This is a genomic window from Duganella caerulea (genome assembly GCF_040362985.1).
Taxonomy (GTDB): Bacteria; Pseudomonadota; Gammaproteobacteria; order Burkholderiales; family Burkholderiaceae_D; genus Rugamonas; species Rugamonas vulcania.
In genome coordinates this window covers 23,803-41,195 of the sequence record NZ_BPWJ01000016.1, presented here as the reverse complement: position 1 = coordinate 41,195, position 17,393 = coordinate 23,803, and the positions used below count along the sequence as shown (strand labels likewise).

The window sequence follows — 17,393 nt, the reverse complement described above, 5'->3', positions numbered from 1 at the left end:
AAGGCCGGCAATGACCACCGCCCCCCCTGGCGCCGTCGCCAACCCCGCCGTCGCTGGCGCCACCGACCGCGCCCCTGCGGCTGGCCGCGGCGCCGCAGCACCGGCCGACGCGCCGACAGCCGCTGAAGTCTGGGCCTGGCTGGCCGAGGTCTCCGACCCCGAAATCCCGGTCATCTCCATCGTCGACCTGGGCATCGTGCGCGATGTGCGGCTGGCCGCCGACGGCGCCTGCACCGTCACCATCACGCCCACGTACTCCGGCTGCCCGGCCATGCAGGTGATCGCCGACGCCATCACCGACGCCCTGCACGCACGCGGCCTGCAAGACGTCCGCCTGCAAAACCAGCTCTCGCCCGCGTGGACCACCGACTGGATGAGCGAGGAGGGCAAGGCCAAGCTGAAAGGCTACGGCATCGCCCCGCCGGCGCAGCAGGTGATCGACATCAGCGGCCTGCGGGCCGGAGCGGGTGCCGGCGCCCAAGCCGCCATCTCGCGCCGCGCGCAGCCGCGCCTGACGGTGGCCTGCCCCAACTGCGGCTCCACCCACACCGAAATCACCAGCCAGTTCGGCTCCACGCCCTGCAAGGCCCTGTACAAATGCCTGGACTGCCGCGAGCCCTTCGACTACTTCAAGTGCCACTAAAAAGATCATGAGCAAATTCCACCCGCTGACCGTCTCGCAAGTGCGCCAGGTAACGCGCGACACCATCGCCGTCACCTTCGCCGTGCCGCCCGAACTGCAAGAGAGCTTCAAATTCCAGCAAGGCCAGCACCTCACGCTGCGCGCGCAGATCGGCGACGAAGACGTGCGCCGCTCGTACTCGATCTGCTCCGCCGTGCAGGATGGCGCGCTGCGCGTGGCCATCAAGCGCACGCAGGGCGGCCTGTTCTCCAGCTGGGCCAACGACACCATCCAGCCCGGCGCCACGCTCGACGTGATGCCGCCGATGGGCCACTTCAACGTGCCGCTGGACGCCGCCAACCACAAGCACTACCTGGCCTTCGCCGCCGGCAGCGGCATCACGCCCATCCTGTCGATCATCAAGACCACGCTGGAGGCCGAGCCGCACAGCCGCTTCACGCTCTTCTACGGCAACCGCGCCTCGTCGTCGGTGATCTTCAAGGACGAACTGTCCGACCTGAAGGACACCTACATGGAGCGCCTCAAGCTGGCCTACGTGATGAGCCGCGAGCAGCAGGACATCGAACTGTTCAACGGCCGCATCACCAAGGAGAAGGCCGCGCAGTTCCTCAAGCACTGGGTGCGGGTGGAAGACATCGACGTCGCCTTCATCTGCGGCCCGGAAGACATGATGCTCGGCGTCTCGGAAGCGCTGCAGGAAGCCGGCATGCCGAAATCGCAGATCAAGATCGAGCTGTTCGCCGCCAGCATCCCCAAGCACCAGCACAAGCCGCGCGCGGTCGATCCGCAGGCCGGCCGCCACGAAACCGAAGTCACGGTTATCCTGGACGGCAACGCCACCAGCTTCACCATGGACCAAGACAAGGAGTCGCTGCTCGACGCGGGCCTCAAGGCCGGCATCGACATGCGCTACTCCTGCAAGGGCGGCGTGTGCTCCACCTGCCGCTGCAAGCTGATTGAAGGTAAAGTCGACATGGACGTGAACTACGCGCTGGAAGACTACGAAATCGCGCGCGGCTATGTGCTGAGCTGCCAGAGCTTCCCCATCACCGACAAAGTCGTCATCGACTTCGACCAGGCCGAATAAGAACCATCCCACCGGAGACGCCATGAACTACGAGAACATCCTCTTCGACATCACCGACGGCGTCGCCACGCTGACGCTGAACCGCCCCGATAAGCTCAACAGCTTCACCCAGGCCATGCACGAGGAAGTGCGCCACGCCATGCACAAGATCAGCCACGACAAGAGCGTGCGCGTGATGGTGCTGACCGGCGCGGGCCGCGGCTTCTGCGCCGGCCAGGATTTGTCGGACCGCGCGGTGGAGCCGGGCGCGCGTCCGGTCGACCTGGGCGACTCGGTGGAAAAGAACTACGCCCCGCTGGTGCTGGCGCTACGCGCCTTGCCGATGCCGGTGATCTGCGCCGTCAACGGCGTGGCCGCCGGCGCCGGCGCCAACATCGCGCTGGCCTGCGACATCGTGCTGGCCGCGAAATCCGCATCCTTCGTCGAAGTGTTCTGCAAGCTTGGCCTGATCCCCGACACCGGCGGCACCTACTTCCTGCCACGCCTGATCGGCAGCGCTCGCGCCATGGGCCTGGCCATGCTGGGCGATAAACTCAGCGCCGAGAAGGCCGAGTCCTGGGGCCTGATCTGGAAGGCCGTGCCGGACGAGGAACTGGCCGCCGAAACGCAGGCGATGGCGCGCCACTTCGCCACCGCCCCGACCAAGGGCCTGGCCTTCACCAAACAAGCCTTGCACTGCAGTCCGCACAATTCGCTGCAACAGCAGCTGGCGCTGGAGTGCGAGATGATGAGCGAACTGGGTCGCAGCGACGACTACCGCGAAGGCGTAGCCGCCTTCATGGAAAAGCGCGCGCCGCAATTCAAGGGGAAATAACATGGCAGCACTCCACACCGACCGCGCCATCGCCGTCATCGGCAGCGGCGCCATGGGCGCCGGCATCGCACAGGTGGCGGCCGTCGCCGGCTACACCGTCAAGCTGTTCGACACGCGCCCCGAAGCCGTCGCCAAGGCCATGTCCGACATCGCCGCCGCGCTGAACAAGCTGGTGGCCAAGGAGCGCATGAGCGCCGTCGATTGCGCCGCGTCCATCGCCCGCGTGCAGGCGGCCCTCACGCTGAACGACGTCGCCGGCTCCGCGCTGGTGGTCGAGGCCATCGTCGAAAACCTCGACGTCAAGCGCGGCTTGTTCACGCAGCTGGAAACGATCGTCGGCGACGACAGCATCCTCGCCACCAACACCTCTTCGATCTCGGTCACCGCCATCGCCGCCGGGCTGCGCGTGCCGGCGCGGCTGGTAGGCATGCACTTCTTTAATCCGGTGCCGTTGATGGCATTGGTCGAAGTGATCAGCGGCCTGGCCACCGATCCCGCAGTCGCGCAAACCGTGTACGACACCGCCGCCGCGTGGGGCAAGCAGCCGGTGCACGCCAAATCCACGCCGGGCTTCATCGTCAACCGCGTGGCGCGGCCGTTCTACGCCGAAGGTTGGCGCCTGCTCAGCGAGCAGGCCGCCGACGCGGCCACCATCGACGCCGTCATGCGCGAATGCGGCGGCTTCCGCATGGGGCCATTCGAGCTGATGGACCTGATCGGGCATGACGTCAACTTCTCGGTCACGCAATCGGTGTTCGGCGCCTACTTCAACGACCCGCGCTTCACGCCGTCCGTGCTGCAGCAGGAGATGGTCAACGCCGGCTTCCTGGGCCGCAAATCCGGCCGTGGCTTCTACCACTACGGCGACGCGGCTCCCGCCATGCCGCAGCCGCAGGCCGAAACCGCGCAGCCCAAGCCGGAATTCGTCAGCTACACCATCGAGCCGGGTGCCGCGGTCGGCCCGTCGCTCGCCGTCGGCGGCGCCGTCAGCGACGCGCTGGCCGCGCGCCTGCGCGCTTCCGGCGTCAATGTCTCGCACCGCAAGACGCCGGAGCCGCGCAGCCATGCCGCCGGTACCGACGACGCGCCGGCCTTTCACTGCAACGGCGCCGCCGTCTACCTGACCGACGGCCGCAGCGCCACCCAGCGCGCGCACGACAGCCATCATCCGGACACGGTGCTGTTCGACCTGGCGCTGGACTACGCCACCGCCAAGCGCATCGCCATCAGCCGCGCGGACCAGTGTTCGGCCGAGGCCTACAACGCCGTGGTCGGCCTGTTCCAGTCGGCCGGCTTCACCGTCACGCGGCTGGACGACGTACCCGGCATGGCCGTCATGCGCACCGTTGCCATGCTGGCCAACGAGGCGGCGGATGCCGTCAACCAGGGCGTCTGCAATGCAGCCGCAGCGGACATCGCCATGCAGAAGGGCGTCAACTACCCGCGCGGCCCACTGGCCTGGGCGGACGCCGTGGGCATCGGCCAGATCGTCGCCGTGCTGTCCAACCTGGCCGCAGGTTATGGCGAGGACCGCTACCGCGTGTCGCCGCTGCTGCGCCGCAAGCACGCCGCGGGAGGCCGCTTCCATGACTAAGACCGCAACCCTTGCCGCCGCGCCGGCGCTCAACGCCGACGAAGCCCAGGCGCTGGCGCAAGCCGTCGGCGCCGCCATGTTCGACAGCGATCCCGCCTCGCGGGGACTGGGCATGAAGGTCGACGCCATCTCGCCCGGCCACGCCCGCATGTCGATGCCGGTGCGCGCGGACATGTTGAACGGCCATGGCAGCTGCCACGGCGGCTTCATATTCACGCTGGCCGACAGCGCCTTCGCCTTCGCCTGCAACAGCCACAATCTGACCACCGTGGGCGCCGCCTGCACCATCGACTACCTCGCGCCCGCACGTCTGCACGATGTGCTGACCGCCGACGCGAGCGAGCAGGCGCTGGCCGGCAAGAGCGGCGTCTACGACGTCAAGGTCACCAACCAGGACGGCCGCACTGTCGCCCTGTTCCGAGGTAAGTCGCACCGGGTCAGCGGGCATATCATCCCGCCGCACGCCGAATAAACAGGAGACACCGATGGTTCAACGTATTCCAGCGCCGTCCGATCTGGAGCCGATCGAACGCGCCAGCAAGGACGAGCTGCAAGCATTGCAACTGCAACGCATGCAGTGGTCGCTCAAGCACGCCTACGACAACGTCCCACACTACCGCGCCGCCTTCGACGCCGCCGGCGTCCATCCCGACGACCTGCGCACGCTGGCCGACCTGGCGAAGTTCCCCTTCACCGGCAAGAAGGAACTGCGCGACAACTACCCGTTCGGCATGTTCGCCGTGCCGCGGGACCGGGTGGTGCGCGTGCACGCGTCGAGCGGCACCACCGGCAAGCCGACCGTGGTGGGCTACACGCAGAACGACATCGACACCTGGGCCAACGTGGTGGCGCGCTCGATCCGCGCCGCCGGCGGCCGTCGTGGCGACATGGTGCACATCTCCTACGGCTACGGCCTGTTCACCGGCGGCCTTGGCGCGCACTATGGCGCGGAACGCCTCGGCTGCACGGTGGTGCCGATGTCCGGCGGCCAGACCGAGAAGCAGGTGCAGCTGATCGAGGACTTCAAGCCGTCCATCATCATGGTGACGCCGTCGTACATGTTGAACATCATCGAGGAATTCCAGCGCCAGGGCCTGGACCCCGCCGCCAGCTCGCTCAAGGTCGGCATCTTCGGCGCCGAGCCGTGGACCGACGCCATGCGCGGCGAGATCGAACAGCGCGCGGGCATCGACGCGGTGGACATCTATGGCCTGTCCGAAGTGATGGGCCCCGGCGTGGCCAGCGAGTGCATCGAGAGCAAGGACGGCCCGGTCATCTGGGAGGATCATTTCTACCCCGAGATCATCGATCCGGAAACCGGCGAGGTGCTGCCGGACGGCGAGGAGGGCGAACTGGTATTCACCTCGCTGAGCAAGGAAGCGCTGCCCGTGATCCGCTACCGCACGCGCGACCTCACGCGCCTGCTGCCGGCCACCTCGCGCTCCATGCGCCGCATCGGCAAGATCACCGGCCGCTCGGACGACATGCTGATCATCCGCGGCGTGAACGTGTTCCCGTCGCAGATCGAAGAGCTGATACTCAGGATGCCCAAGCTCGCGCCGCAATACCAGCTGGTCATCTCGCGCGACGGCCATCTCGACAAACTGGACGTGCTGGCCGAGCTGCGGCCCGGCGTGGCCGACGACGAGATCGCGGCGCTGGCGCGAGAACTGGAACACCGCATCAAGACCAACGTCGGCGTCAGCACCAAAGTGCGCCTGCTGGCCCCCAATGGCATCGAACGCACGCTGACGGGCAAGGCCCGCCGTGTGGTCGACCAGCGCCCGAAAAATTAAGGAGATTCCGTGAACGACGCTTTTATCTGTGACGCCATCCGCACCCCATTCGGCCGCTACGGCGGTGCCCTCGCCAACGTGCGCGCCGACGACTTGGCCGCACTGCCCATCGCCGCGCTGATCGCCCGCAATCCCGGCGTGGACTGGTCCAAGGTGGACGACGTCTACTACGGCTGCGCTAACGGCGCCGGTGAGGACAACCGCAACGTCGGCCGCATGGCCGCGCTGCTGGCCGGCCTGCCGGTTGACGTACCGGCCAACACCATCAACCGCCTGTGCGGCTCCAGCCTGGACGCGGTGGGCATCGCCGCCCGCTCCATCAAGGCCGGCGAGGCGCAGCTGGTAATCGCGGGTGGCGTGGAGAGCATGACCCGCGCGCCCTTCGTCATGGGCAAGGCCGACAGCGCGTTCTCGCGCGCCGCCAAGATCGAGGACACCACCATCGGTTGGCGCTTCGTCAACCCGCTGATGAAGGCCAAGTACGGCATCGACAGCATGCCGGAGACGGCCGAAAACGTCGCCCAGGAATTCAACATCAGCCGCGCCGACCAGGACGCGTTCGCGGTGCGCAGCCAGCAGCGCTGGGCCGCCGCGCATGCCGCCGGCGTGTTCAAGGACGAAATCGTGCCGGTCACGCTGGTGCAGAAAAAGGGCGACCCGAAGATCGTCGACACCGACGAGCATCCGCGTCCGGATACCACGGTCGAGATGCTGGCCAAGCTCAAAGGCGTGGTCACGCCGGACGGCAGCGTCACGGCCGGTAACGCCTCGGGCGTCAACGACGGCGCCTGCGCGATCCTGCTGGCGTCTGCCGCCGCCGCCGAGCGGTACGGCCTGCGCAAGCGAGCCCGCGTGCTGGGTATGGCGACCGCCGGCCTGGCGCCGCGCATCATGGGCTTCGGCCCGTCGCCGGCGTCGAAGAAGGTGCTGGCGCAGGTCGGCCTGACCATCGGCCAGATGGATGTCATCGAATTGAACGAAGCCTTTGCCGCGCAGGGCTTGGCCGTCACGCGCGACCTGGGCCTGGCCGACGACGCGGCCCACGTCAATCCGAACGGCGGCGCCATCGCCATCGGCCATCCGCTGGGCGCATCCGGCGCGCGGCTGGTGCTGGCGGCGCTGAACCAGCTGGAACGCACCGGCGGCCGCTACGCGCTGTGCACCATGTGCATCGGCGTCGGGCAGGGCATCGCCCTCGTCATCGAACGCGTGTAAGCGGGCGCCGTCATGGTCAAAGTCTACGAAATCAACGGCGTCACCCCGGTGGTCCACCCGACCGCCTACGTGCACCCCAGCGCGGTGCTGATCGGCGACGTCATCGTCGGCCCGCGTTGCTACGTCGGCCCGCTGGCCGCGCTGCGCGGCGACTTCGGCCGTCTGATCCTGGAGGAGGGCGCCAACCTGCAGGACACCTGCGTCATGCACGGCTTCCCCGGCTGCGACACGGTGGTCGAACGCGACGGCCATATCGGCCACGGCGCCGTGCTGCACGGCTGTCGCATCGGCCGCAACGCGCTGGTCGGTATGAACAGCGTGGTGATGGACAACGCCGTCATCGGCGCCGACAGCATCGTCGCCGCCATGAGCTTTGTCCGCGCCGGCATGCAGGTTCCCCCGCGCAGCCTGGTGGTCGGCACGCCCGCCAAGGTGGCGCGCGAGCTGCGCGACGACGAGATCAAATGGAAAACCGAGGGCACCGGCCAATATCAGGAACTGGCGGTGCGCTCCATGAACACCATGCGCGAAGTGGACGCGCTGACCGAAGTGGAACCGGACCGCAAGCGCATCGAGTGGGAAAGCTCGCTGCCGCTGCATCTGCATAAAAACGCCCAAGCATAACGAACGAGATAAGAACGGAGATAAACATGGCATCAACCCTGCAAAGCTGGATCGGCGGCCGATGGATAGGCGCCGAAGCCTCCGCGCCGCTGCACAGCGCCTTGAACAACGCGCTGATCTACCACACCCACGCCGAGAAGATCGACTTCGACGAAGCCGTCACCTACGCCCGCAAGACCGGCGTGCCGGCGCTGATGAAGCTGGACTTCCAGCAGCGCGCCGCGCGCCTGAAGGCGCTGGCGCTGTACCTCGTCAGCCGCAAGGAAGAGCTGTACGCCATCTCCCACCTGACCGGCGCCACCCGCGCCGACAGCTGGGTCGACATCGAAGGCGGCACCGGCACGCTGTTCGCCTACGCCAGCATGGGCAGCCGCGAGCTGCCCTCGTCCAACGTGCTGCACGAAGGCCCGGCCATGGCGCTGGGTAAAAACGGCGGCTTCTCCGGCACCCACATCCTGGTGCCGCGCGGCGGTCTGGCTGTGCATATCAACGCCTTCAACTTCCCGATCTGGGGCCTGCTGGAGAAGTTCGCGCCCAGCTTCCTGGCCGCGATGCCGTGCATCGGCAAACCCGCCAGCGCCACCAGCTACCTGACCGAAGCCCTGGTGCGCATGATGAACGACTCCGGCCTGCTGCCGGAAGGCGCGCTGCAACTGGTCATCGGCGGCACCGGCGATCTGCTGGACCGCCTGGGCGGCGCCGACGTGGTCACCTTCACCGGCTCGGCCGACACCGCCGCCAAGCTGCGCACCAACCGCAACCTGATCGCCAACTCGGTGCCGTTCACCGCCGAAGCGGACTCGCTCAACTGCGCCATCCTGGCGCCGGACGTCACGCCCGACGACGCCGAATTCGATTTGTTCGTCAAAGAGGTAGCGCGCGAGATGACCGGCAAGGCCGGCCAGAAATGTACCGCCATCCGCCGCATCATCGTGCCGGAAAATATGGTGGACGCCGTCGGCACGCGCCTGCGCGAGCGGCTGGCCAAGGTCAGTGTCGGCGATCCCTCGGTGGAAGGCGTGCGCATGGGCGCATTGGCCTCCAAGGACCAGCAGCGCGACGTCGCCGAGCGCGTCGAGCTGCTCGCGCGCGGCAACGAGGTTCTGTTCAGTGAGCGCGACGGCTTCAAGTTGGTGGGCGACGGCGTCGCCAACGGCTCCTTCTTCTCGCCGACGCTGCTGCTGTGCCGCGACGGCATGCGCAACGACGCGGTGCACGACATCGAAGCCTTCGGCCCGGTCAGCACCATCATCAGCTACAACGGCATCGACGAAGCGCTGGCGCTGGCCGCGCGCGGCAAGGGCTCGCTGGTTTCCACTCTGGTGACCAAGGAGCCGGCCATCGCCGCCTACGCCGTGCCGATGGCCGCCGCCTCGCACGGCCGCGTGCTGATCCTGGACCGCGAAGCGTCGGTGGATTCCACCGGCCACGGCTCGCCGCTGCCGCAGCTGAAGCACGGCGGCCCTGGCCGCGCGGGCGGCGGCGAGGAACTGGGCGGCATCCGCGCGGTGCGCCACTTCCTGCAGCGCGCTGCCGTACAAGGCTCGCCGACCATGCTGGCCGCCGTCACCGGCGAATACGTGCGCGGCGCCAAAGTGCAGGAGAGCGAAGTCCATCCGTTCCGCCGCTACTTCGAAGACTTGAAGATGGGCGACTCGCTGCTGACGCACCGCCGCACCGTGACCGAGGCGGACATCGTCAACTTCGGCGGCGTCTCGGGCGACTACTTCTACATGCACTTCGACGACATCGCCGCCAAGGACACGCAGTTCGGCAAGCGCATCGCGCACGGCTACTTCGTGCTGTCCGCCGCCGCCGGCCTGTTCGTCTCGCCGGCGCCTGGTCCGGTGCTGGCCAACTACGGCCTGGACAACCTGCGCTTCATCACGCCGGTGGCCATCGGCGACACCATCCGCGCGCGCCTGACCTGCAAGCGCAAGGTGGACCGCAATCGCACCGACGACAAGGGCGTCGGCCAGGGCGTGGTCGCGTGGGACGTGCAGGTGACCAACCAGAACGACGAACTGGTGGCCAGCTACGACATCCTCACGTTGGTGATGAAGCGCAAATGATGTCGCTGCCGCGATGGGCGGGGGTGGTTTTTCCCCACGCGGTGGCGCAAAATGCTGGTAACTCTCTCACGACAGGGCAGCAAACATGGCGCAGACATTCCACAAGCAGTCGATCGGCTTTAATCCGTTTCTGAGCACGCGAGACTGGATAGTCTGGGCTTGTTTAGTCGCGGGATTCTTGGCCGTAGCGGTATTGGCCAATTACTGGACGCCGGATGCGCTCCTTAGGGGGGTACTGGTCGGTGCGTGCATAGGTCAATTGCCCTCGCTGTTGATGTGCCTTCCGGTGCGCGGTACCGTGGATGCGACAGGAGAAGCTGCATTCATCGGGCGCGTGCGGCAGTTTGGTTTCGTGCCGGCAGGCGAAACCGATGAGGGACGTATCTTCAACCATAAAGGCCCGCGCTGGATGCGTTGGGATTCCAACCGTGTCGTGATCCGTCCCGCCGACGGCGCCCTGCATGTCACCGCGCCGCTGTACTTCTACAACCGGCTCAAGCGCATGCAGGCGTGACGTCTACTTACGCAGGCCGAACGGATCGTCGATGCTGTGCGCCGGTTCGGTGAACCATTTCGGACCGTTTTCCGTCATGTAGAAATGGTCCTCGTGGCGCACGCCGAATTCGCCGGGGATGCAGATCATCGGCTCGTTCGAGAAGCACATGCCCACGTCCAGCGGCGTCTTGTCGCCGCCGACCAGGTACGGCCACTCGTGAATATCGAGGCCGATGCCATGGCCGGTGCGGTGCGGCAGGCCTGGCAGCTTGTAGCCGGGACCGAAGCCGTCGGCCTCCAGCGAACGGCGCGCCGCCATGTCCACCTGCTCGCACGGCACGCCCAACTGCGCCGCGTTGAAAGCCGCCAGCTGCGCCGCCTTCTCGCTGTTCCACACCGAGCGCTGACGCTCGCTGATCTCGCCGTATACGTAGGTGCGCGTGATGTCGGAAATGTAGTTGTGCAGTTTGCAGCCTGTATCGATCAGCACAGTGTCGCCCCGTTGCAACGTTTGCACATAGCTCACGCCATGCGGATACGCGGTCGCCTCGCCGAACAGCACGATCACGAAGTACGAACCGGACGCGCCGACCTTGCGGTGCGCGCGGTTGATGAACTCCTCCACTTCGACGGTGGTGATCCCTTCGCGCAGTATGCTGGCGGTGGCCACGTGCACGGCCAGCGTCATGTCCTTGGCGCGCTGCATCAGCGCGATCTCGTTGGCGGACTTGCGGGTGCGGCAGTGTGCCGTGACCTGGCGCGCGTTCTCCAGCGAATAGCCGTCGGCCAGCGGACGGATGCCGTCGTAGATGAAGAAGGCCGCGCTCTCGCAGATGCCGATGCGCGGCGCGGTGCCGCCGGCGGTGGCTGGAGCGATGCCCATGCGCTTGAGCGTGTCGATGAACAGCTGGTACGGGCTCTCATGTTCATCCCACGTATTGACGTTGCCCTCGACCCGCATGAAGTCCTTCAGCGTGCTCTCTTCGAAGGCGGGGGCGATGTACTCGACCGCGCCGCTGGCCGGCAGGATGGCGCCGACCATGCGCTCGCTCGCGCTCCACTTGGTGCCGGTGAAGTAGGTCATGTTGGAGCCGGCGTTGACGTAGATCGCCGCGATGCCCTGGTCGCGCATGTAGGCCTGCGCGCGCGCCAGGCGCTGGAGGTGTTCGTCCTTGCCGATGGGGACAGCGCCCCCGGTCATGTCGGACAGCGAGGCCAAGGCCTCTTCCATGGTTTTTCCGCCAATAGTCATTTATATATCCCTGATGTGATTTGCGTGGCCGCGCGGATCTTGGTCTGCGCCAGCCGAGGATCATAGCAGTTTTGCACGCGCCGCCAAGTCATAGGCAGGTAATAGTCGGATGCTAGTGTGCCGAATTCCGCATCCACTTTCAGGACTCATTTATCATGTCGTTCGTCTCCCATTTCCGCCCACGCCAATTGCTGATCCCCACCGCCATTGCCATCATGCTGACCGCCGTTGCCTGCGGCGGCGACCAGCCCGCCGACGTCGTCGTGCCGCCGGTGCCGGCCGGCCGCTGGATCGCCGGCGACCTGCACACCCACACCACGCAGTCGCCTGACACGGACGTCAGCCAGACGCTGGACAAGGTGCTGGGCAAGGCCTTCACCAGCTATGGCCTGGACTGGATGGCGATCAGCAACCACCTGCGGCTGTCGTCGCGCGACGAGAAGGGCGCGTCGCTGCCGGCGGGGATTCCGCTGTCGACCGGCGTCGAACGCTACGAGATCCCGCACGTGCAGGCCTTGCAGGCGGCCGGCACCTACGCCGACAAGTTGATCTTCTCCGGCTTCGAATGGGACATGCCGACCCATGACCACATCGGCATCGGCCTGTTCGAGGGCAGCGACAAGCTGGCCTCCAGTACCAAGGGCATGAAGGAATTCGAATACCTGTTCACCACCCGCGACCCGGCGCTGTTCGATGCCGCCGATGTCGCCGCGTGGAAGAGCAAATACGGCACCACCCGCTACAACGCCAGCGCCGACGACGCGCTCAAGGCCATCAGCTGGTTGAAGGACAACTACCCGGACACCAGCTACGCCGTGGTCAACCACCCGTCGCGCAACAAGGGCAGCTACACGGTGGACGACTTCCGCCGCTTCAACGACATCGCGCCGAACATCGTGTTCGCCATCGAAGGCATGGTCGGCAACCAGATGGAGCCGGACCGTGGCGGCTACACGGCCGCCTACACGCCGGAGAACGCGCCGCTGCGTGCCTACGGCGGCGTCGATTACGTCGTCGCCAAGGTCGGCGGCGTGTGGGATGCGCTGCTCGGCGAGGGCCGCCGCATCTGGAACCTGACCGACTCGGACACCCACTTCAAAATCGTCGGCGGCAACAGCAGCGGCTACTTCCCAGGCGAGTACGCGAAGAACTACGTCTTCAACAGCGCCCAGGGCAAGCCGGCCGCGAAGGACCTGTTGCAAGGCCTGCGCTCGGGCAAAATGTTCTCGGTCTACGGAGACTTGATCAACGCGCTGGACTTCAACCTGGCCAGCAAGGATGACCGCAAGGAGATGGGCGGCGAATTGAAGGTGGCCAGCGGCGACAAGGTGACGATCACCATCCGCTTCAAATCGCCGGCGAAGAACAACTACGAGAAGCCGGTCGACAGCGGCACGGCGGCCAACGTCAAGCCGGTGGTCGACCACGTCGACCTGATCGTCGGCGACGTCAACGCCAAGGCCACACCGGGCAGCGCCGCCTACAGCGTGGCCACCAACGCCAGCACGCGCGTGGTGAAGCGCTTCACCAGCGCGGACTGGAAGGTCGATGCGGACGGTTACTTCAGCATCAGCTACGAAACCACCGCCAGCAAGAACCAGTACTACCGTCTGCGCGGCACCAACCTTGGCACCGACGTCGCCGGCCTGACCCAGGACGGCGAACCGCTGGCGGACCAGCGCACCGGCACCACCGACAACACGGCGCGCTTCAACGACATCAACGATCGTAACTACCGCAGCTTGTGGTTCTATTCGAACCCGGTGTTCGTCAGCCTGCGTTGATTACTTCGCCAGCAGGCTGACTTTGTCGAGCACAAAGGAGGTCTGCTTGCCGTTGTCCTCGCGCATGGCGAACGACAGCGTCACCGTGCGGCCCTTGAAGGCCGACAGGTCGTAGCTGCGGACCTGGTAGCCGTCGGCGGCGTCCAGGTTGGACCAGGCGGCCAGCGTGCGCAGCACCGCGCCGCCGCTGCTCTTCACGGTGACGGTCAGCCGGTCGTAGATCTTGTGGGCGGTTTCGTCGGTGTCGATATGCAGCGCGAAGGTCAGCATCGCCGACGCGGCGTTCGACGGTATCGTCACCGATTGGGTCAGCGTTTCGATGGCGTAGAAGCCGTTACCGCCCATCCAGGCGTAGCGCGTGCCTTCGTAGGCCTGCTGGCCGGAGAAGCTGCCGATGTCGGCGGTGCTGCCATGCCAGCCGGTGGTGCCGTCTTCGAAGCCGCCATTGGTCACCAGCTCATTGCCGCCGCCGCCGGCGGTCACCGTCAACGTCGCCTTGGACGAGGTGGCGCTCTTCGGCGGCGATGAGGCATCGGTGACGACCGCGTTGAACATCGCGCCGTTGTCGGACAGCTGCGCGGTCAGCGAGTAGGTGGCCGACGTGGCGCCGGCGATCGGCGCATCATTGCGCATCCACTTGTAGGAGTAGGGCGGCGTGCCGCCGCTGGCGCCTACGCTGAACGACGCTGTGGCGCCCGGCGCCACCGTCACGCTGGCCGGTTGCGTGGTGATCGTGACATCACCGCCGCCGGTGGAGCCGGATTCGTCGACGTCCGCGCCGACGTTGATCGCCGCGTAGGCGCGCTGCACCGCTATGGCCTCCTTCGAGCCGGCGCCGTACAGCTCTTGCGCCGACGCCAGCACCTTGGAGCGCGCGTCGGCGTAGTTCGTGGCGGAGGTGAACTTGGTGGTCAGCGATTTGAACCAGATGCGGTAAGCCTTGTCGTTGCCGATGCCGGTCATCGCGGCCGGGCTCTTGACCAGATATTTCGAGTAGTAGTCGGATGCCGGGTCGGCATTGGAACCCTGCGACAGGAAGTAGTACATGCGGTTATTCGGCCCGCTCGAATAGTGCACGTCCAGGTATTTCAACGTGCTGCTCCACGCATCCGGGCTGCTGCCATCCTTGCTTGGCTTGTACATCCAGCGCAGCGGCTGGCCGGACTTGCTGATCTCCTTGCCCATCATCCAGTCGTTGCCGGTGGCCGGAATCACCGCGCCGGTGCCGCCGCTGCGGGCGTAGGCCTCGATCATTTCGCCGCCGATGTCGGAGTTCGATTCGTTCAAGCCGCCGGATTCGCCGGAGTACACCAGGTCCGCCGTCGACGAGGTGACGCCGTGCGACATCTCATGCCCGATCACGTCGATGGAGCCGAGGCTGTAGAAGCTGGAGCCGTCGCCGATGTACATGCACTTGCAGCTGTCGTCGTAGAAGGCGTTGTCGTAGGACGTGTCGACGTGTGCTGCGATGTAGGTGGCGGTGTTGTTCCCGTCCAGCGAATGCCAGCCCAGTGTGTTCTTCAAGCCGTCGTAGGTGTTCATCAGGCCCCACAGCGCATTGACCGCGGCGGTCTGGCCGTTAGCGTCGGTGGTGCTGCCGCCGTTGTAGTTCTGGCCATCGCCCCAGACGTTGGTGCCGTTGACGTAGATGGCGCCGGGGTCGGGGCTGCTGGCCGGGCTGTGGTTGGCATTGGTGATCGCCATGCCGCCGAATTTGCCGCCGGTGCCGCGCGTGTTGTCCAGCATCTGGTAGCCGCTGGCGGCCTGCGAGGTCTGGATCGGCACCTGGCCGTTGTACTGGCTGTTGCCGGTGCCGACCACCGTCTTTAGCGCGTGCCACTGCGCGATGATGGCGCCGGTCCTGGCGTTGACGATGGTGTCGAAGTAGACCGGTTTGCCGTCTTCGGCCAGGCGCAGCTTGACGTAGTAGGCCAGCTCGTAGCGATCCACCACTTCCTCCACGTCCAGCGCATTGAGTTCGGCGTCGGCCTTGCCGGCGGCCGAGGGCATGCGCACCGTCTTCATGACCGGGTAGATCGTCAGCTCGGCGCTGGGAGGCCAGCGGTTGCTGGCGCGCGGCGCGACCGACTTGGCCGCGACGGCGATGGCGTCGGCGGCGCTCAGCGCCGGCACCGTGTCGCTGAGCGAGGACGGCGCCAGGCCTGCTGCCAGCTGGCCGCGCCGGTCGGCGGTCGAGACGCTGACGATATTGCCCGCCGCGTCGGTGACCACCACCGACTCCGAACCGAACACCGGCAAGCCTTTGTAGGTGTGCCGGGTGCGGACGATCTTCTGTCCGGCCGCGCCGGGATGAACGCTGCTGATGCGGAAGCTCAGGTCCGGCGGCACGCCGTGCGCGGCCTCCATCGCCACCAGCTTCGCGACCAAGCCGGAGCTGTCCTGCGGCGTTAGCGTGTTGACCGGAGGGGCCATCAATTGGTCTGCCGCGAGCGTCGCGGTGGCGGTCAGCAGCGACGTCGCGGCGGCGACGGCGGTGGTGACGGTAAGCAGGCGTGTACGCAGGATCATCTCATCCTCCCAATTTCAACCGTTCCAGCTGGCATCGAATGATGTCGCCGATTCCGCGTGGCGGATGAATCACGCTAGATCGCGGATGGGAGGGACGTTCTGTCCAAGATCAATAACTTCGCAACCAGTCAGCGTTTGGCGTCCGCATTCTGCGGCACGGTGAACAGGTCGTGCGGGTAGGTGAACAGCCAGTCGGCGTAGCGCGGCTTTTTCGCCAGGCCGGCGTCGTCATCGTCGAAGTTATCCTGTTTGATGGGGCGCTGGGCGGAGGTGGAGCGGATACCGACGATGCGGCCCTGCTGCAGCACCAGCGCCCAATCGGGCTTGCCGGTGATCGGATCGTTGTACAGGCGGCGCAGGTGGCGTTTGGCGCTGGGGAAGCGCGGGTCCTTCAGCAGCTCGTCCAGCGTCAGCGGATACTGGCCGGCGCCGTTGGCTTTGTTGTAGCCCTCAAGCGCATGGCGGAATTCGTGGCCGATGAATAGCAGCTCGCGCTCCTTGTCGCGCCGCATGGCGGTCGCATACAGGTCGGCGGCGATGGTCAGGCCGACGCCCATGAAGGCCACCAGCATCAGCGTCCAAAGATAGGCGAAGCCGCGCTGGCGTCTACAGCTGTTCGTACGGCGTGCCATCGCGGGTCTTTCCTTTTGCGCCGCTGCGGATGTCGGCCACGCCGGGTTTTTCGGCGTCGGCGGATGGCAACAGCAGCCAGGTGGTGGCCGATTCCGTCACCGGGTCCAGCGGCACCTTGCGGAAGTAGCGCTGCGTGACGAGGTCCGCCAGCGCCGCCGGGTACTCGCCCTTGTCGGCATAGTATTTGTCGATTCCGCTGCGGAGCACTTGCAGGTTCTCCCTCAGCGCCACTTCCTTCGATTTGTCGACCGAGCTGAAATAGCGCGGCAGCGCGATGGTGAGCAGCAGCGAGATAATCGCCAGCACCACCAGCAGCTCGACCAGCGTGAATCCCTTGTTGTGCTTCATGGCGTCACCATTGTTTGAGGGGGATGCCGTTCAGGCCCATGACGGCGGAGCGGGAGCTGACGTCGAACACGTCCTCGCCTTCGGTCGGGTTGTCCGGCGGCGAGGCGTAGGAGCGCACGGCCCAGCCGCCGCTGGTCGCGCTGCTGGCGAAGCCGTTGGCGTTGCCGTCGGCCGGCGCGAACGGATCGCGCGGAATGCGGCGCAGGAAGTACATATTCTGCTTGCGCGGGCTGCGCTGGTCCGGCACGCCGACGACCAGGTCTTCCAGCTTTTTCGGATAGCCGGAATCGCCCATCGCCAGTTTTATGCGGCCGTTGTCGGCGGCGCGCTTGTAGGCGTCGATGGCTTCGCGGATCTCGATCAGCGCGGCGCGCAGCTGGTGCTCCTTTTCGCGCTGCAGCGCCACCTGCGCCATCGGCGCGGCCACCATCGCCAGCGTGGCGAGGATGGACAATGTGATCATCAACTCGATGAAGGTGAAGCCGCGTTGGGCCTTGCGCTGCATGG

At 66.3% G+C, this 17,393-nt stretch carries 16 protein-coding genes; 11 read left to right on the top strand and 5 right to left on the bottom strand.

The genetic code is table 11. The features are described 5' to 3' along the window. Nucleotides 1-10: 10 nt before the first annotated feature. The 10 genes from paaD (at nt 11) to ACUJB0_RS29735 (ending at nt 10,359) form a co-directional block, all read left to right on the top strand. The gene (gene paaD / locus ACUJB0_RS29780; RefSeq protein WP_444848420.1) at nt 11-643 is read left to right on the top strand and encodes a 1,2-phenylacetyl-CoA epoxidase subunit PaaD; all 633 of its coding nucleotides are present in this window, start codon (nt 11-13) and stop codon (nt 641-643) included. Nucleotides 644-650: 7 nt separating this feature from the next. Beyond that, complete coding sequence (gene paaE, locus ACUJB0_RS29775) at nt 651-1,730, top strand: 1,2-phenylacetyl-CoA epoxidase subunit PaaE (RefSeq protein ID WP_444848419.1); 1,080 nt, start codon at nt 651-653, stop codon at nt 1,728-1,730. Nucleotides 1,731-1,752: 22 nt separating this feature from the next. Further along, complete coding sequence (paaG, locus tag ACUJB0_RS29770) at nt 1,753-2,544, top strand: 2-(1,2-epoxy-1,2-dihydrophenyl)acetyl-CoA isomerase PaaG (protein WP_444848418.1); 792 nt, start codon at nt 1,753-1,755, stop codon at nt 2,542-2,544. 1 nt (nt 2,545) lies between these two features. Beyond that, nucleotides 2,546-4,138: a 3-hydroxyacyl-CoA dehydrogenase PaaH gene (gene paaH / locus ACUJB0_RS29765; RefSeq protein ID WP_444848417.1), complete on the top strand. Its 1,593-nt coding sequence runs from the start codon at nt 2,546-2,548 to the stop codon at nt 4,136-4,138. Continuing rightward, on the top strand, nt 4,131-4,610 hold the full coding sequence (gene paaI, locus ACUJB0_RS29760) for a hydroxyphenylacetyl-CoA thioesterase PaaI (protein ID WP_444848416.1): 480 nt from the start codon (nt 4,131-4,133) through the stop codon (nt 4,608-4,610). Before paaH ends, paaI begins: the two co-directional genes overlap by 8 nt. A 13-nt stretch (nt 4,611-4,623) precedes the next feature. After that, the gene (gene paaK / locus ACUJB0_RS29755) at nt 4,624-5,934 is read left to right on the top strand and encodes a phenylacetate--CoA ligase PaaK (RefSeq protein WP_444848415.1); all 1,311 of its coding nucleotides are present in this window, start codon (nt 4,624-4,626) and stop codon (nt 5,932-5,934) included. A gap of 9 nt (nt 5,935-5,943) precedes the next feature. Next, nucleotides 5,944-7,149: a 3-oxoadipyl-CoA thiolase gene (gene pcaF / locus ACUJB0_RS29750; RefSeq protein WP_444848414.1), complete on the top strand. Its 1,206-nt coding sequence runs from the start codon at nt 5,944-5,946 to the stop codon at nt 7,147-7,149. 12 nt (nt 7,150-7,161) lie between these two features. After that, complete coding sequence (paaY, locus tag ACUJB0_RS29745) at nt 7,162-7,773, top strand: phenylacetic acid degradation protein PaaY (RefSeq protein ID WP_117013879.1); 612 nt, start codon at nt 7,162-7,164, stop codon at nt 7,771-7,773. A 26-nt stretch (nt 7,774-7,799) separates the two neighbouring features. Next, complete coding sequence (gene paaZ / locus ACUJB0_RS29740; protein WP_444848413.1) at nt 7,800-9,845, top strand: phenylacetic acid degradation bifunctional protein PaaZ; 2,046 nt, start codon at nt 7,800-7,802, stop codon at nt 9,843-9,845. Nucleotides 9,846-9,930: 85 nt separating this feature from the next. Continuing rightward, the gene (locus ACUJB0_RS29735; RefSeq protein WP_444848412.1) at nt 9,931-10,359 is read left to right on the top strand and encodes a hypothetical protein; all 429 of its coding nucleotides are present in this window, start codon (nt 9,931-9,933) and stop codon (nt 10,357-10,359) included. A 3-nt stretch (nt 10,360-10,362) separates the two neighbouring features. On the opposite strand, the gene ACUJB0_RS29730 is transcribed toward ACUJB0_RS29735, so the two are convergent. Further along, on the bottom strand, nt 10,363-11,592 hold the full coding sequence (locus tag ACUJB0_RS29730; protein WP_444848411.1) for a M24 family metallopeptidase: 1,230 nt from the start codon (nt 11,590-11,592) through the stop codon (nt 10,363-10,365). Nucleotides 11,593-11,747: 155 nt separating this feature from the next. Here ACUJB0_RS29730 and ACUJB0_RS29725 point away from each other — a divergent pair, with 155 nt between their 5' ends. Continuing rightward, on the top strand, nt 11,748-13,376 hold the full coding sequence (locus tag ACUJB0_RS29725) for a CehA/McbA family metallohydrolase domain-containing protein (protein ID WP_444848410.1): 1,629 nt from the start codon (nt 11,748-11,750) through the stop codon (nt 13,374-13,376). Here the strand turns inward: ACUJB0_RS29725 and ACUJB0_RS29720 are convergent, their stop codons facing one another. From ACUJB0_RS29720 to ACUJB0_RS29705, 4 genes are all read right to left on the bottom strand, one after another. Continuing rightward, complete coding sequence (locus tag ACUJB0_RS29720) at nt 13,377-15,905, bottom strand: M4 family metallopeptidase (protein WP_444848409.1); 2,529 nt, start codon at nt 15,903-15,905, stop codon at nt 13,377-13,379. It lies immediately after the preceding gene. A 128-nt stretch (nt 15,906-16,033) separates the two neighbouring features. After that, complete coding sequence (locus ACUJB0_RS29715) at nt 16,034-16,537, bottom strand: type II secretion system protein (protein WP_444848408.1); 504 nt, start codon at nt 16,535-16,537, stop codon at nt 16,034-16,036. Next, on the bottom strand, nt 16,512-16,886 hold the full coding sequence (locus ACUJB0_RS29710; protein WP_444848407.1) for a type II secretion system protein: 375 nt from the start codon (nt 16,884-16,886) through the stop codon (nt 16,512-16,514). Before ACUJB0_RS29710 ends, ACUJB0_RS29715 begins: the two co-directional genes overlap by 26 nt. Before the next feature lie 4 nt (nt 16,887-16,890). Continuing rightward, on the bottom strand, nt 16,891-17,391 hold the full coding sequence (locus tag ACUJB0_RS29705; RefSeq protein ID WP_444848406.1) for a type II secretion system protein: 501 nt from the start codon (nt 17,389-17,391) through the stop codon (nt 16,891-16,893). Nucleotides 17,392-17,393 lie beyond the last annotated feature (2 nt).

Bases quoted from the DNA above. Each gene is read 5' to 3' on its own strand.
- paaD (WP_444848420.1), top strand. From the start codon at position 11: ATGACCACCGCCCCCCCTGGCGCCGTCGCCAACCCCGCCGTCGCTGGC.
- paaE (WP_444848419.1), top strand. From the start codon at position 651: ATGAGCAAATTCCACCCGCTGACCGTCTCGCAAGTGCGCCAGGTAACG.
- paaG (WP_444848418.1), top strand. From the start codon at position 1,753: ATGAACTACGAGAACATCCTCTTCGACATCACCGACGGCGTCGCCACG.
- paaH (WP_444848417.1), top strand. From the start codon at position 2,546: ATGGCAGCACTCCACACCGACCGCGCCATCGCCGTCATCGGCAGCGGC.
- paaI (WP_444848416.1), top strand. From the start codon at position 4,131: ATGACTAAGACCGCAACCCTTGCCGCCGCGCCGGCGCTCAACGCCGAC.
- paaK (WP_444848415.1), top strand. From the start codon at position 4,624: ATGGTTCAACGTATTCCAGCGCCGTCCGATCTGGAGCCGATCGAACGC.
- paaY (WP_117013879.1), top strand. From the start codon at position 7,162: ATGGTCAAAGTCTACGAAATCAACGGCGTCACCCCGGTGGTCCACCCG.
- paaZ (WP_444848413.1), top strand. From the start codon at position 7,800: ATGGCATCAACCCTGCAAAGCTGGATCGGCGGCCGATGGATAGGCGCC.
- ACUJB0_RS29735 (WP_444848412.1), top strand. From the start codon at position 9,931: ATGGCGCAGACATTCCACAAGCAGTCGATCGGCTTTAATCCGTTTCTG.
- ACUJB0_RS29730 (WP_444848411.1), bottom strand. From the start codon at position 11,592: ATGACTATTGGCGGAAAAACCATGGAAGAGGCCTTGGCCTCGCTGTCC.
- ACUJB0_RS29725 (WP_444848410.1), top strand. From the start codon at position 11,748: ATGTCGTTCGTCTCCCATTTCCGCCCACGCCAATTGCTGATCCCCACC.
- ACUJB0_RS29720 (WP_444848409.1), bottom strand. From the start codon at position 15,905: ATGATCCTGCGTACACGCCTGCTTACCGTCACCACCGCCGTCGCCGCC.
- ACUJB0_RS29715 (WP_444848408.1), bottom strand. From the start codon at position 16,537: ATGGCACGCCGTACGAACAGCTGTAGACGCCAGCGCGGCTTCGCCTAT.
- ACUJB0_RS29710 (WP_444848407.1), bottom strand. From the start codon at position 16,886: ATGAAGCACAACAAGGGATTCACGCTGGTCGAGCTGCTGGTGGTGCTG.
- ACUJB0_RS29705 (WP_444848406.1), bottom strand. From the start codon at position 17,391: ATGCAGCGCAAGGCCCAACGCGGCTTCACCTTCATCGAGTTGATGATC.